At 70.7% G+C, this 15,309-nt stretch carries 8 protein-coding genes and 3 pseudogenes; 6 read left to right on the top strand and 5 right to left on the bottom strand.

Going from position 1 to position 15,309, the window contains the following annotated elements; genetic code table 11:
• Positions 1–449: pseudogene (locus DJ82_RS15090) on the bottom strand (hypothetical protein); the annotation flags it as partial.
• 856 nt (positions 450–1,305) lie between these two features.
• On the opposite strand from DJ82_RS15090, the gene DJ82_RS15620 reads away from it, so the two are divergent.
• The 3 genes and pseudogenes from DJ82_RS15620 to DJ82_RS00810 all read left to right on the top strand — a co-directional run bounded on the left by DJ82_RS15620 (position 1,306) and on the right by DJ82_RS00810 (position 2,714).
• The gene (locus tag DJ82_RS15620) at positions 1,306–1,905 is read left to right on the top strand and encodes a DUF5828 family protein (protein ID WP_394338178.1); all 600 of its coding nucleotides are present in this window, start codon (positions 1,306–1,308) and stop codon (positions 1,903–1,905) included.
• Between the two features lie 138 nt (positions 1,906–2,043).
• Positions 2,044–2,283: a hypothetical protein gene (locus DJ82_RS14315; protein ID WP_143420490.1), complete on the top strand. Its 240-nt coding sequence runs from the start codon at positions 2,044–2,046 to the stop codon at positions 2,281–2,283.
• Between the two features lie 64 nt (positions 2,284–2,347).
• Positions 2,348–2,714, top strand: a pseudogene (locus DJ82_RS00810) (helix-turn-helix domain-containing protein).
• 2,152 nt (positions 2,715–4,866) lie between these two features.
• Here the strand turns inward: DJ82_RS00810 and DJ82_RS00805 are convergent.
• Both DJ82_RS00805 and hisB read right to left on the bottom strand, forming a co-directional pair.
• A pseudogene (locus DJ82_RS00805) lies at positions 4,867–5,549 on the bottom strand (IMP cyclohydrolase).
• A gap of 3,504 nt (positions 5,550–9,053) precedes the next feature.
• Positions 9,054–9,650, bottom strand: coding sequence for an imidazoleglycerol-phosphate dehydratase HisB (hisB, locus tag DJ82_RS00795; RefSeq protein ID WP_094523258.1), 597 nt, complete (start codon positions 9,648–9,650; stop codon positions 9,054–9,056).
• A gap of 108 nt (positions 9,651–9,758) precedes the next feature.
• On the opposite strand from hisB, the gene DJ82_RS00790 reads away from it, so the two are divergent.
• Entirely contained in the window at positions 9,759–11,234 is a 1,476-nt protein-coding gene (locus tag DJ82_RS00790; protein ID WP_094523260.1) for an APC family permease, read from the top strand.
• Between the two features lies 1 nt (position 11,235).
• Positions 11,236–12,081 carry a universal stress protein gene (locus DJ82_RS00785; protein WP_094580835.1) on the top strand — a complete coding sequence of 282 codons (846 nt, stop codon included), beginning with the start codon at positions 11,236–11,238 and terminating at the stop codon, positions 12,079–12,081.
• Between the two features lie 41 nt (positions 12,082–12,122).
• Here DJ82_RS00785 and hisA read toward each other — a convergent pair whose 3' ends face one another.
• Entirely contained in the window at positions 12,123–12,863 is a 741-nt protein-coding gene (hisA, locus tag DJ82_RS00780) for a 1-(5-phosphoribosyl)-5-[(5-phosphoribosylamino)methylideneamino]imidazole-4-carboxamide isomerase (RefSeq protein ID WP_094580834.1), read from the bottom strand.
• Between the two features lie 135 nt (positions 12,864–12,998).
• Positions 12,999–13,820, bottom strand: coding sequence for a hypothetical protein (locus tag DJ82_RS00775; protein WP_094580833.1), 822 nt, complete (start codon positions 13,818–13,820; stop codon positions 12,999–13,001).
• Positions 13,821–13,967: 147 nt separating this feature from the next.
• On the opposite strand from DJ82_RS00775, the gene DJ82_RS00770 reads away from it, so the two are divergent.
• The gene (locus DJ82_RS00770) at positions 13,968–15,305 is read left to right on the top strand and encodes a thiamine ABC transporter substrate binding subunit (RefSeq protein WP_094523268.1); all 1,338 of its coding nucleotides are present in this window, start codon (positions 13,968–13,970) and stop codon (positions 15,303–15,305) included.
• Positions 15,306–15,309: the final 4 nt, after the last annotated feature.

Here is a 15,309-nt window from a genome sequence, read left to right as displayed (position 1 = left end):
TTCAGCAGGGTGCTGTCCCGGAAGTCGGCGACGGACGCGGCGACCTCGTCGGGGATCCGATCGGCGACCGAGACGAAGGTGACGTCGGTGCCGTAATGCTCCTCTTCGGCGTGTCCCGCTCGCGCGACGCGGTGGCCGACCTCGACGAGCCGCTCCAGTTCCCGACCGTCGGGCTCGTCACCCGGCGCGCGAACAAGAATGCTCCATGATTTCGTAGGTCCCCGTAGCTCAGCGCCGGGTGGAAGAACTGTTCTGGTTGCGCATCCGCATCTCCCAGCGAAACTCGAAGCGCTCGCCGTGGACGACCACGTCCCGATCGAGGTCTAGCTGTACATTAGGTCGGTCTGAGACGCGGTCGAGGTACTCGTCGTCGCTAGTCCTTGGACCTCCTCCGGATCTCGGCCGGCAGTCCCTCGGAGTCGCCGGCGGTCGCCGCCGGTCCGCGTCACTCATCGGCGGATCGTTACGCGACCGCGTCGCGTCGGCGGGCGCGCGCCGATCGCGGAGCCACGTTCACAGGGCCGTCGGCGATCGCCGGTGTACGCGCGCTGCGGCTCTCCGGGTCGCGACGACAGGTCGTCCGCGGGACACCTCGTAGATCCGCTCCGGGGTCTCGACCGAGGAGCGTCCGTCGAGACGTAGAACGCTCCTGTTGGGTCTCGTAGGTAGTGGTACGCGAGGCGGGAGCTGTCCGCCGGCTCGGCTCGGAAGCGGTTGATCGCCGCGCGTCGAGCCCGCCCGGCTCGGGAGAGCTTCGGCACTCGCAGGGGGCGTCTGGCTTCGGCCCCACGGTCTCCGTGTCGACGACGCGGTATCCCATGTGATCTCATTTACGACGATTGAAAAGCTGCGTCGGCCGCGTCGGGTCGGTTCGAGAGTCCGACCTTGTGCGGCGTGAAAACGCGACAGCGGCGCCGACAACGGGTATTTAACACGCGTCGAACACGAGTCATCGGTAGATAGTACCATGTCCGACGGGAGATCAAGCAAAGAAGCGGCGGGCCGGTGCTCGATGGACCGTCCGTGGGCGCGGTGAACGGCGACAAGGACCCGGAGGACCGCGTCGAAGCACGACCCGTTCGCCGGCGAGCGAATCGAGGTCGACGAGTCCTCGACCGCCGGGGTGTCGGTCCGCGGGGTCTTCAGCGACCTCAAAGACCGCGTCGAACGCGCTCGGCGTCGGTTCTTACGCAAATAGGGCCGAGAGAGCGTCCGACCGCGGAGCGCGGCTGACCTGCGCGGGCTCGCGTCAGTCGGAGAGACTTATACGCGTTCTTTCGTAGGGGGTCCACCGATGGAAGAGGCATCTCGGCTTCAAGATGCGCGGGACTGGGGCGACGTGTCGAAGCACGGCGAGCGAAATCGCATTGGCGCTTCGCGAACGGGCGCCGACGCGACGCGTTCTACGGTTCAGACGACTGGGCGCCCGAAGTCCACGACTCATCGACGAGGACGTGTCGGGCGAAGGACGCCGAGCAGGCGTCCGTCGCGAGTGCGGAAGGGCGAACAGGCCGGCCAGGACGGGCGGGTGAAGACCTCCAGACGGCCGGCGCGGAGAAGCTCACGGATCTTACGAGAAGGTCGAGGAGAACGACACGGAGAGCGCGATGGAGAGCTGGGGCGAAATCGATCGCCACGTCGCCGCGGTCCGACTCGGCGAGCCGCAAGGCGACTCCGGAAGGTGGAGGACACGGTGTACCGGAAATGAATGGACAGCATGATGGCCACCGTACTACTTCGAAAACGAGCTCGTCAGCGCCAACACCAGAGTCGGCCCGCGGCGGAGGACGGCGAGACGTTCGAGTTTCCGATGTGAACGTCAACGACGACGAGCTGAAGGCCGAATGTGAAGCGAGATCCTCGACGAGTACGAGTCCGAGATCGATCCGCTGGCAACGTCGATGACGGAAAAGCGCACGAACGACGGTCGGCCGCCGCCGAGGGCGTCGAGCCCCGAGACGGAGGGCGGTCCGGACTCGACGATGAACGTGACTCGCGAGCGCGGGCACGGACGGTTTTAATTCGACGACGCGCGAAAGGCGTATGAGCGAGTTACTCCGGAGTCGAGCGGCGAGCTGTCGGCCGACGAAGATCATCGACGCCTCAACGCGGCCGTCGGATCCTCGTCATGTGAGGGGCGCGGGCGCAGAGGTCGTGCTCCGTACGACGGGAACGTATCACTGCGACACGCCGACAACCTTCACCGCACGCGGAGGAGGACGAGATGCGGGCTGTATGACCGGATGGTACGCCAGCGCCGACGCCGGCGTCGACGGCGACTGAGTCGGGCGCCGACCTCGCCGCGTCGCCGATGACGACTTTAACCCGACCGAGCCGAACGACGCCCATGAGCGACCCCGGAGATCGAGACCTCGTCGGCGACGTCTCCCCCTCTTCGAGCACGTGTCTCCTTGCGTGTTCGGCATTCGAACCACGAGAGCCGCACGTACCTGACCTGCTCGATCACCCGGGCACCGTCGCCGAGCTCGCCGAGGCCCTCGACGGGGACCGGCTCGACGGAACCGTTCGCTGTCGACGCTGCGGGACAGGGCTCGTCGAGCGCCGCCGCCGGGCTGCTCGACTCCGGCGGCTACGTCTACCAGTACACCGCCTGTCCCGTCCCGGAGGCGAAAGAGCGAACTGCACGAGCGCTCGACGAGTTCGAAGGCGTCCACGCGGCGATCGAGTCGTTCGATCTCCGACGGTCGTCGTGAGGCGCTACGCTTCGCCGGCCTCGCCCGCCCGTCTCGTCGGCCTCGTCTCCGTCGGCCCTCCGCCTCGCCTGTCCGCCGCGCTAGCCCCGCCTCGTCGGGAACGGTCGACGCCCGCGGCGCGTCGTGTGCTCGGAGTAAGCCGTCGAACAGCGAGCGATCCTCGATGGCAGTCGAGACGTGCCCGTTTCCCCGGAGCGGAGAAGCTCGTGTCCCTCGCGCGTAACCGCACGAATCCGCGTGTCGACCCGTTCTTCCGGAGGATCCGGGTGGTAGACTCCGCCGTGCAGATCGCGTCGCGTGTTCGTCCTCGCTTGTGGATCAACGCGTGGGTGCTCGGACCGCCGTCGGCGGTGCCGTTCGGCGGACTGCTCCACAGCAGCCGGGCTCCTCGGAACGGGACCGTAGTCGAAGCGCCCTCGGAGCAGCTTGTACGCGCCGTCGGGTTCGAGCGTAAAGCGGTGAGGTGTACACGCCGCGCTGCGAGACGGCCGCGCGGAAGTAAGTCGGTCTGCCCCACGTCCCACGCGGTCATCGAACCGGCCGAAGGAGCCGCGGTGACACGGCGTTCGTCCTCGTCGACGGACGGGCGCTCGCGACCGTCTCCACGGCCGGCCATCACGTCGGAGGAGGGTCGCGTCGCCCCAGTCGCGCTCGATCGCCTGCATGAACGCCTTCGCCGGTAGCCCGGTCGACCCGCGCGGGTTCGACCAGAGACGACGTAGCCGCGGCCGCGAGCGTCTGGAACTCGTGCCACATCGTCCCCGCGGATCGACCACTCGACCGTGCCGCCGTTGGATCTCGACCGCGATGGGGTACTCCTCGTCCGTCTCGCCGTCGCCCCGTCACCGCTCGCCGTCCGAGTCGAACTCCGGCGGCGTCATCACCCACCCCTGGATCTCCGTCCCCTCCGACCGAACCGTATCTCCCGGGCTCGCCGATGCGCGCGATCGGCGAGTAGTCGGCGTTCAGCTCCGTGAGCGCGTGGCGCGTCTCGCCGCCCACGCGTCGTGCCGAAGACGTCGCCGGGTGGTCCCACTCGCTGGCGGCGACCGCGACGGTCCCTCGCCGGGGCGGCGCCGTCGTCGCCGCCGACGGTCGCCCGGAGACGGTCCCCGCCGGAGGAGGCGCTGGGGCCGCGCTCGATCGGCCGGAGTGCCACAGCGCCGTCTTCCCCTCGTCGGGGTCGCGAAGTTACAAGCGTTCGCGTTCGTCGGGACCCCACTGCGGCGCGGGCCTCGTAGCCGAGCCCGCGGTCCGATCCTCCTGAGCTCGAGTCAGTCGCCCGTCTCGCGGTCGACGACGCGGAGGTCGACGGCTTCACGACACCTGCTCCGCTCGGCGTGTGACAGGTCCACTCGCCGTCCGCGCGCCGCGATCGCGGCGCCCAGCCGGTGTCGTGTGGACGCGCTCGGTTGTCGCCCGTCTCGAATCAGTTCCGCGGATCCGATTCGGGGAGTCGTTCCGGTCGGTCAGCCGGACCTCTCGGCGAAGTAGGAGCGTGTCGGCGTCCCCCAGTTCGGCGCGGCGAAGTCGGCCGTCGCGGTCGGTCACCCGCTCGCGCCCTCGGGGGGTCCGCCGCGGTCGCGCGTCGACGCCGGTTCCGCGTCGACGACGTACACGCCCGACCGCCGCCCGTCGAGAGCGCTGCCGGAGGCGGTAACGGTGAGTCGATCACGCGCGGGGTCGGGGTGTCGTCCGGCTCGTACTCCTCGAGCACCGCAGGTCCCGGCCTTCCTTCGCGGTCCTCGGCGGCACCGACCTGGACGAAGGCGATCCGGTCCCCGTCCGGCGAACAGCATCTCCGAGACCGGCCGGACGACGTCGGTGACCCGGCGGCCTCGCCGGCCGGTCGAACCGGGAGGACCCACAGCTGCTGGGTGTCGATCGTCGCCCCCGCGTCACGAACAGCGATCCTGTCGCCGGGACGGCTCCAGCGCGGCTCCGGCGTCGGAGCCTGGCCAGGGTGAGCCTGCGAGGTCGCCGCCCGACGACGAGAACACCGTCGACCGACGTTACGTCGTCGGTCGCTGCGGTCGCAGGGAAGGCTGACCCGGTCCCCGTCGGGCGAGATCCGCGGGTCGCGGGCCGTGGCGATGTCGATGATAATCGGCGCGGTGACGCGGCCTCCATGGAGGCGGTCGGCCGCCGCGGTTCAAAAGCGTCGGGAAGCCGGAAAAGGGTGGCCGGACGTCGGGCGGACCCCCGCCTCGGGCGGCCCGCTACGGTCGCCGTTGTCGAGCGCGAGCGTCACGCCGTTCGTCGTCGACGGTCGCGGCCGCGCGCACACCGGGTGCTCGAAGTCGCGCCGAGGACCTCGCTCGCGGCCGCGCCCGCGTCGGCGCTCGTCGTTCGCCGCCGCGAGGGCGTACTGCTCGGGCGTCGGTCTCGTAGGTGGCGACGATCAGTCAGCTCGTCGGACGGCCTCGACGTAGCAGCGCGTCGCGCCGGACGACCGCCGACCGTCGGCCGTCTCAGCTCCCGACGACCCGGCGATCGCGGCGTGTCGTAGTCCCTCTCGAAGTCGAGCGCGAGCAGCGGCGTCGCAGGCGCGTCGCGCGCCGTGTACCCCATTCGAAGCTTCTTCTCGCGATCGGGTCGAATCGTGCGAGCCTTCCCGACACCGCGAGCGGCTCGTCGCCGGGCGGTCCGGACGCCCGCGCGCAGTTGTACGAGACGTACGATTGTCGGTCTTCGGAGCGTCCGGCGTTTCGGTTTCCGGAGAGCCGTGAGGGTCCCGCCGCGGTCGAGCACGCGCCGGTTCGGGAACGAGCGCAGAAGGAGCGCGGTAGCGCCGATTCCGGGGGCGACGACGACGAATCGTCCGCGTACATACAGCTTCGTTGGCCATTCGGACGAGTAAAACGCATCGATATGCGCACGTTCTGACAGATCCGGTCCGCGGAGGAGGGCACCCGGCTTCCCACCGCTGTGAAAGCGTGGACAGAGGGCCGGCGACGCGCAACGCTTACAAACACGCACAGGCTATCGATGGTTGCGAAGTCCATTGGGGTAGTGTCCCAATCCTGTTGCCTTCTGGGGCAACGACCCTGTTTCGAATCCAGGCATGGGACTATTCTCGCGGTTCGCCCGTCCTCGATCCAAACGCGGCGTCCCCCTCCGCTTCGTCTGCGGGGTCCGTTTCGCGTGGATCGCCTCGTTCCGCTCGACCGCTCGCTTCTCTGGACTCGAACACTCCTACGTACCGCGGTTCCAGTGGAAGCCGAAGGGATGGAATCGGTACCCGCGTTCCCGTCACTTCTCGATCGTCAAGCAGCGCCACCCCGTTCGCGGACGACGTCGCCAGGGTCGCCGGTCCCGCGAGTTCACGCGGTCGGACGCCGTAAAACTCGTCACTCGTTCCCCGATCGACTCGGCAGGCGGCGGGGGAGCCGTCAGCCGCCGACCGCCGGTCTGCCCGTCGAAGGTCGGCGGGTCGGTCCGCGCCGTCACGGCCGCGAGTCGGCGACCAGCACGGACCGGCGCTGTTCGCCTCTGAGACGCCCAGCGCCAGCGCGCGGTCGATCTGTCGACGGCCGGCCGCGTACAGCATGATCTCGACGTCCGGGTGCGAGCGAGCGACGCCTCGCCGCGGGCGATCGCACGGCGGCGAGGCGGAACCCGGCGCGAGTGAGCTCGGAGACGACTGAGGTCGGCGTCGAAACGCCTGCACGACCCGCCGTCTCGTCGCATTCCGTCGAGGCGCGCGAGGAAGGCGTGGAGGTCGTCGATGGCGACCCGTTCCGACGAGGCGGTGGGCGGGGTCGACGGGTCGGACGGGCCTCGTCGAGACCCGGATATCAGGGGTCGTTTCCGTCCCTTGCTCACTCTGAAAATCACCAGCTCGCTGCCGTCGCCGTCCCCGTCGCTTCGCGGAGCCCGCGGTCGCCGCCGCCGAGGGCCGACTTGTCCGGACGCACGGTCGTCATCGGCGTGTCCTCGCCCCGCGTGTTCAGGAGGATGCGCTCGGCGGTGCGCTCGCTGGCCGCGGAGCGCGCAGCCGACCGCCTTGTCGGCCTCCGGAGGTCGGGCGCGCGTCTCGACGCCGGCCTCGTACAAGCCGCGGGCGCGCTCGGCGACGTTCCGACCCCAGCTAAGTCGAGCAGCCTCTCGCGGACGCTACTCGATCCGCTTGCGGGCCTCGCGGACGCGACGACGACATCGCCGTCGACTCTCTACGTCGCGCGCAGAGAAGGATCTCGGACACAGCGCACAGCACCTCGGCGGTGTCGACCTTCCCGCGGATGTCTCCCGGTCCGACGCCTACCGCTCCGTGATGCGGTCTCGTCGACTGCGTTCCCAGTCTCGATGGAGGCGGGCGTCTTCAGCGACGCGACCAGCCCGAAGGCACGTCCTCTACTCGGAGGGCACGTCGCCGAGGAACTTCGCCCTCGCGCTCGTAGCAGAGCTCGGGTACGTCTCTCTTTCGCCCCGACTCAGTAGAGCTCGTACATGGGTCGGCGTGCGGCTGACGAGGTGGTATAGGCGAGCGGGGGGACCTGGGAGGCGTTCCGGCCTCGTCGCCGTCGCCGGTCGCCCGCGGCGTCCGCACGTCTCGCTCTCGGTCGCCGTCCTCCCGGCTCGCGTACGCCCGAACCCGGCTCGTCGGCGTCCTCCGTCGCCTCGGCCGTCATGACAACTCCCCGTGTCCCGCCCCCGGCGCGCGCCGGTCCGCGTCCCGGACCGGACCGCAGCCCGTCGATCACTCGCGGCGCTCAATCGGTCGGAGGTAGAGCCGCGAGAACGGTGTGGCCGATGCCGGTCGCGGTCAGGCTCTCCGTCCCCCGTCGCAGTCGCGGTCGTGAAGCCCGTTTGACGGCGAGGTAGTCGAGGACGGTGTCGGTGACGCCCGAGCGCCCGCTCGTCGTCGTCTGCGTGCGATTAGGAGGGTGTTGTCGAGGAAGGAGAGGAGCCCGTCGCGGGGTGGAGGCGAAGCCGTGGCACGGTGGCGAGCACGTGGGTCCGGAGCTTTCGGGCTCGGCGGCGAGCTTCGAGCGACCGGCTCGGTCCGGCACAGAGGTAACCGCTCGAACAGCTCCTCCTTCGTGTCCGCGTCGTCGCGAGCAGCACCGCCTCGCCGTAGGTCGAGTCGGGCCGGACCCGCGCGCCCCGCACATCTGGTGGACCTCCAGCCGTCGAAAGCTGCTTCATCCGCCAACTCCCGTCGTAGCGGCGCCAGTCGCGACGATCACCGCGGGCGGGAGGGTTGACCGCCGGCGGCGAGCGTCGCGTCGCGGAGATGCACGTATGAGGCGGTCGAGAACGCGTCCATCGACGAGCGACCGGTGCTCGCTCCGAGCCCAGCTGGGTGGGAACGCGACCCCTGCGACGACGCGTCGGCGAGTCCTCCGACGTGTCCGTTGTCGGAGACGCCGCGGATCTCCTACGGCAGAGCTCGCGGAGCGTCGCGCTCGTCGTACGGTGAAGCCGACCCGGTTGACGGTCGGTGAGCTTCCGGCGACGACTCGGGTTGCGGCGGGAGTGACAAACGAGGCGAGGACCGCCCCGCCCGTCCTCTCGGTGTCGAGGCGTCGCGACCGAGCCGGGCGTCTGGTCTCGCGCGCTCGGACGGGACCTCCCGCTTGCTCCCGTCTGGCGACATCGACGGCGTTACCGAAGTGGACGCCCATTCCGGGAGTCGATCGGCGCCAGTCCGACTCGACCAGCCCGGCGTCGAGCAGTCGCGATTTACGTCGGCGTTGCCGACGGTCGCCGAAGCGCGGACGTTGGGACCCGGGGTTCACTTCCGGAGCTTCGCGAGTACTTGAGGGTGGGGCCGCGGTTCGGTCGTCGACGAGGTGGACCTCGGTCGCTCACGACGCAGGTGATGTCCGTCGATCCACGGGGCGCCGTTGCGGAATCAGCGAGTCGACCTTCTCCGAGGTGGGCGACGATGAGTCCGCGTGGCGGAGCCACTCGCCGTCGGACTTTCGTAGTTGCCCGGTGGAGACGCCGACCGGACGCCCGTGGTCCTCCAACGCTCGGAAACTCGGTCTTCTCTCGCTGGCGACGCGCGCGCAGCGGAGATGTACAGCGCCTTGCCCGCGCGCTCGATCGCCTACAGCATGGCGAGTCCGGCCGATCAGTGTCTTCCCGGAGGCCGTCGGGGCCGCGGCGGACCGAGGTCTCGCCGTCGACGACCCGCCGCCTCGACGGCGGCCGCCTGCGGCGCTACATGCTCGGCGAGCCCTCCGATCGAGCGCCTCGCCGACGCCGCGGGGTCCCGGAAGGAACTCGTTTGCATTTGGTGGAGGGGTGGGTCCCCGACCCGGATTATAAACCGTCGGACGGGCCCGGGTGCGTGGGGCCGCGCTCGTCTCCCACGGCCACCCGCCGCTTCCGCTACAGCTCGCCCTTCGTGCTCGGCGTGTCGCTGCGGCGCTCGTCGAGCCGCGTCGCGTCGTCGAGCGCCCGTGCGAGGGCCTTGAACAGCGCCTCGACCTCGTGGTGGGCGTTGTCTCCCCGCTCCACCGCGGCGTGGAGCGTCAGGCCGGCGTTGTGCGCCAGCGACAGCGCGAAGTGGTCGGCCATGACGCTGGTGAACCCGCCGATCGACGCCTGCGAGAACGCCCCGTCGAACTCGTAGTACGGGCGCCCGGCCACGTCGACGACGACGCTCGCGACCGCCTCGTCGAGGGGGACCCGTCGGTCGGCGTACCGCCGGATGCCGCGCTTCTCGCCGAGCGCCTCGTCGAACGCCTCGCCGAGGCAGATCGCCACGTCCTCGACCGTGTGGTGGTCGTCGATCTCGGTGTCCCCGTCGCACCTGACGGTGAGGTCGAAGAGGCCGTGTTTGGCGAACGACGCCAGCATGTGGTCGTAGAAGCCGATCCCGGTGTCGATCTCGCTGTCGCCGTCGCCGTCGATCGCGAGGGTGAGCTCGATCGTCGTCTCGCTCGTCTCGCGGGTGACGGCGGCCGTCCGGTCGTGATCGCTCATACCGGCCCGTCGCGGCGGATTCGTAAGTCGGTTGCGGGTGGGCGGACGGCCGACGGCACCCGACCGGCGGAGGATATTTGTCACGCCAGTGAATCGTCTCGGCACGGCATGGACAGTTCAGACCCCCCCGACTCGTCCGGCCCGTCCGCCGCCTCTGGCCCTCCCGACGCGTCCGGACCGACCGACGGCTCCGGCCCCTCGCGCGCCGGCGTCGAGGTCCCAGACACGCTCGCCGCCGTCGTCGACGCCGACACCGGGGAAGGGGAGCTCGAACGGACCATCGGCCTCGTGGGCGGGCTCGCGATCGGCGTGGGAACGATGATCGGCGCGGGGATCTTCGTCTTCCCGGGGCTGGCGGCCGAGAACGCCGGTCCGGCGGCGTCGCTCTCGTTCGCGATCGGAGCGGTCATCGCGCTCCTCGTCGCGCTGCCGGCGTCGGAGCTCGCCACGGCGATGCCGCGCAGCGGGGGCGGCTACTTCTTCATCTCGCGCGGACTGGGGACCGCCGCCGGCGCGGTCGTCGGGCTCGGGCTCTGGCTCGGCCTCGTGTTCGCCGCCGCGTTTTACCTCGTCGGGCTCGGCAGCTACGCGGGACAGGTGTTCCTCGAAGCCGGGATCGCGCTCCCGATCGACCCCGCGGTCCCCCTCGGCGTCGCGTTCGGCGTCGGTCTCACCGTCCTCAGCCTCTTCGGGACCGAGAACACCGCGGCGCTCCAGAACGGGATTGTGATCCTGCTGTTGGTCATCCTCACGCTCTTCTTGAGCTACGGCTCGCTCGACGCGCTCGGCGTGTTCGGCGCCGAGCGCGTCCCGGAGCGCTTCTTCCCGCCCGGCGGGACGCTGCCGGTGCTCCAGACGGCGGCACTCGTCTTCACCTCCTACCTCGGCTTCGCGCAGGTCGCGACCGTCGCGGGCGACATCACGGAGCCGAGCCGGAACCTGCCGCTGGCGATGGTCGGCTCCGTGCTCCTCGTCGGCGTCTTCTACGTCGTCACGATTTTCGTCGCGACGAGCGCGTTCGGCAGCGCCCGCCTCGGCGAGTTCGGAGAGACCGCGATGGTCGAGGTCGCGCGGTCGTTCGTCGGGCTCCCGGGGGCGCTGGCGATCGTCGTCGCCGGGCTGTTGGCGACCTTCTCCAGCGCGAACGCCTCGATCCTCAGCGCCTCCCGCGCGGTGTACGCGGTGAGCCGCGACGAAATCATCCCCGAGACGGCGAGCCGGCTCAACCTCGCGTACGGCACCCCCCACGTCGCCCTCGGGCTCGCCGGCGGTCCGATCGTCGTCCTGGCCGCGACGGGGCAGGTGGCGCTGCTCGCGGAGGTCGCCTCGTTCCTCCACCTCGTGATGTACGGGCTGATCTGCGTCGCGCTGATCCAGCTCCGGCGGGAACGGCCGTCGTGGTACGACCCGGCGTTCCGCTGTCCGGCCGGGTTCGCCGTCGCCGGCGTCGGCGGGCTCGCGAGCTTCGCGCTCATCGCGTTCATGCAGCCGGCGTCGATCGGCGTCGGCGCCGCGATTATGATCGCGGCGTACGGCTGGTACCGATACTACGCGACGGACGTCGAACTCAAAGGAGACTTCTGAGATGACCGACACACCCACCGAGGACGGCGAGGAACAGACCGAGACCGGGGACCGACAGACGACCGGAGAACAGCCGGGGCCTGAAACGCCGACCGGAGAGCAGCCGGAGCCGGACGCGCCGACCGACGTCGTTCGGCCGTCGGTGCTGGTTCCCCTGAAACTGCTCGAGGGCGAATCGCTCCCGAACGGTGTCCCGGAGCTGCTCGCGAACGCCCGCGTCGTGCTGCTCGGGTATCACGTCATCCCCGAGCAGACGGCGACCGAGCAGGCGCGGGAGCAGTTCGGCGAGAAGGCGATGTCGAAGCTCGACGAGTTCGCCGACTCGCTCGCCGCGGCCGGCGCCGACGTCGAGACCCGGCTCGTGTTCACTCACGACGAGGCGACCACGATCGACCGGCTCATCTACGAGTACGAGTGTCTCGCGGTGCTGGTCCCGAACAGCGCGGAGCGCGTCGACTCGGTGCTCGTCGCGCTCCGCGGGACGGTCGGCGTCGGGCGGAACACCCGGCTCGTCGCCGGGCTGTTCGCCGACGCGGGCGTCGACGTAACGCTGTATCACGCCCTCAACGAGGGCGAGTCCCCCGACGACGGGGAGTCGTTCCTGAACGGGGTACGGGCCGACCTCGTCGAGCGCGGCGTCGCGGCCGACCGGATCGAGACGCTCGTCGAAGACGCGGACGCCCCGCTCGACGCCATCGCGGGCCGGGCCGAGTCGCACGACGCGGTCGTGATGGGCGAGACGGACCCGTCGGTCACGACGTTCGTCTTCGGGATGCCGTCGGAGCAGGTGGCCGAGCGCTTCCTCGGGCCGGTGCTGGTCGTCCAGCGCGAGCGTCCGGAGGAGTAGTCGGCGGCCGACCGAGGGGCGGCTTCGCGGGACCCGCCGTCTCAGACGTCGTCCGCGGCCGCCTGCGCCTCCCGCAGCGTGAACCGCCCCTCGTACAGCGCGGTCCCGACCACGACCGCGGCCGCGCCGGCCCCTTTCAGCGCCGCCGCGTCCTCGACGGTCGCCACGCCGCCGGAGGCGATCACCGGGACGTCGACCGCGTCGACGACGCTTTCGACCGCCTCGCGGTCGATCCCCGCTAGCTGTCCCTCGACGTCGACGTTCGTGAACAGGATCGCGCCCGCGCCGAGCTCCTCGTAGCGCGTCGCGGCCTCGGCGGGGTCGAGGCCGGTCCCCTCGGTCCAGCCGCTCACGACGACCTCGCCGCCCTTCGCGTCGAGGCTGACGACGACGCTTCCCGGGTGGCTCTCGTCGATCTCGGCGACGATCTCGGGCGTCTCGACCGCCGCGGTCCCGAGGATGACGCGGTCGAGACCCATATCCAGGAGCTCGCGCGCGCCCTCCGCCGTGCGGATGCCGCCGCCCAACTGGAGGCCGACCGCGTCCGGGACGCTCCGGACGACCGACTCGATCGCGTCGGCGTTGACGCGCTCGCCCTCGAACGCGCCGTCGAGGTCGACGAGGTGGAGCGTTTCCGCGCCCGCCTCGATCCAGCGGTCGGCGGCCTCGACCGGGTCGCCGTACCGCTTGCCCGTGCCGCGCTCGCCGCCGACCAGCTGGACCACCTCGCCGTCCTGGACGTCGACCGCCGGGATCACCTCGAACTCGGGAAAGCCGCTCATACCCGTCGGGAGTCGCGGGCGCGGATTAAACGAGTCGGTTCGGGCGGCGAGGGGCCTCAGGGCGCGACGGGGGAAGGTACCGTCGAGGCGCGAGGGTCGCGCCGGCGGCCGCGCGCTTCAGACCGCCGGCGCGCCTCACTCCACCGAGACGATCAGCACGGAGACCTCCTCGTCGAACGCGGCCGGGTCGGTCGCGAGCGCCGCCGCCGCCTCCGCGTCCGCGATCGATTCGACGACGGTCTCGCCGTCGAGCGACCCGGGGACGGCGTCGCCGATCACCGCCGTGACCGCCTCGGAGGGGAACGCGCCGCCGGCCACGAGGACGTCGGTGCCGTCGTGCCAGACCGCGAGCCGCGCCGTGACGCCGACGGCCTCGTCGACCGCGGTCGTCGAGCCGTCCGAGAGGGGCGCCTCCCCGTCGAGCGCGAACTCGCCCGCGAAGCGCCACGCCGTCGCGGTGTGGCCGCCGACGACGGTGGTGGTCCCCTCGTCGACCTCTTCGAGGCCGTCCGTCCCGGCGCTCCGGAGCCGCGCGCGGAACGCGTCGACCGCGGCCGTCTCCACTTCCGCCATCAGCCGGCCTCTACCGACGCCCGCCGGCAGTCCGTCGAGGGCGGGCCGAAGGTCGATCCGGGTCGCGAAGAAGACCACCGGTGACCCGCTCGCGTCGAACGTCTCGTCGAGCGCCTCGGCGACGGAGACGTACTCGTAGATCAGCGTTCGTTCGAGCGCGCGCACGGTCGCCGGGCCGTACGTCCGCTCGAAGACCGCGCTCTCCGACTCGTCGAGGAGCCGCCAGCCGTCGTCGATCCGCTCGTTCGTCACGGTCGGCTCCGGGACCGGCCCCTCCCGAGCGCCGAGACAGCCCGCGAGACCGAGCGCCGTGGCGCTCGCCCCCGCGGCGAGGAGTCGACGGCGCGTGCGTCCGCTCGGGTCGCCTCCGGACGAGTCGTTCATACGGATCCGGAGGCGCGCCCCGATAAATCGGTATCGCCGAGAATATCGGAACAGATACCGCCGGACCGAGGGAGGCGGTCGACGGCCTCGTCGACCGCCCGCCACCGACACGGATCCCTTATAACCACCGAGTGTGACTACCGAGTAATGGCAGACGACACGGACGCGGCCACCGGTCCGGACGCGGTCACCGACGAGGGCGCGGTCAGCGACGGGGACGCGGTCGCCAGCGGCGAACCGAGCGCGTCGCGGACGCGGCGGGGGACGGACCGGCCGACCCGCCGCCGGTTCCTAGCGCTCGGGGGCGCCGCGGGCGCCCTGGCGCTCGCCGGCTGTAGCGCGCAGCAGACGGGCGACGACGGGGGCGACGGCGGCTCGAGCGACGGGGCGGACGGCTCGGACGGCTCGAACGAGACCGACGGCGACGACGGATCGGACGGCGAGGGCGGCGACGAGGAGACCCCCACGCTGACGGTCGCGACCTACACCAGTTTCATCGACGCCCCCTCGGTGAGCCCGGGAGAGTGGCTCAAAGAGGAGTTCGAGTCGCGCGTCGACGCCGAGCTGGAGTGGGCGACGCCCGACAACGAGCTGAACTACTACGTCGAGCGCGCCGCCTCGGGCGTCTCCATCGACGCCGACCTCTACGTCGGTCTCACGACCGAGGACCTCGTCCGCGTCGACGACCAGCTCGACGACGGGCTGTTCGCCGAGCGGGGCGAGGTGGGCGGGTTCGGCGACGTCCGCGACGGGCTCCTCTTCGACCCGTTCGACCGGGCCGTTCCCTTCGACACCGGCTACGTGAGCCTCGTCTACGACGGCACAGCGGTCGAGGCCCCGGAGACGTTCGACGGGCTGCTCGCCGACGAGCACAGCGGGGCGCTCATCGCGCAGAACCCCGGCGGCTCCTCGACGGGGCGCTCGTTCCTGCTGCACACGATCCACCGCTTCGGCGACGGCGGCGTCGCGAGCGACGGCGACGACGAGGCCGTCGAGGGCGGCGACGGCGACCCCGACTACGACTACCTCGACTACTGGGCGGACCTCCAAGCGAACGACGTCCGCGTGCTCGGCTCGTGGGACGACGCGTACACCGCCTGGAGCAACGGCGAGGCACCGATCGTCGTCTCCTACTCGACCGACCAGGTGTTCGCTGACATGGAGGGAGCGAACCTGGAGGAACACCAGATCCGCTTTTTGAACGATCAGGCGTACGCGACCCCCGAGGGGATGGCCGTCTTCGCCGACGCCGACGAGCCGGCGCTCGCCCGCGAGTTCATGTCGTTCATGCTGGAGCCGGACGTGCAGGGGCAGATCGCCCAGCGCAACGTCGCCTTCCCCGCGACCGACACCGCGACGCTCCCGGACGACTACGCCGAGCTCGCCCAGGAGCCGGCCGAACCGGTGACGTTCACGTACGACGAGCTCCAAGGCTCGGTCAGTGAGTGGATCGACGCCTGGGAGCGACAGTACGCCGGGAACTGAGACC

Origin of the sequence: Halorubrum sp. Ib24 (genome assembly GCF_002252745.1) — an archaeon.
Classification (GTDB): domain Archaea; phylum Halobacteriota; class Halobacteria; order Halobacteriales; family Haloferacaceae; genus Halorubrum.
Note: the sequence above shows the minus strand (reverse complement) of the source record. Positions and strands in the feature narration are given on the sequence as shown.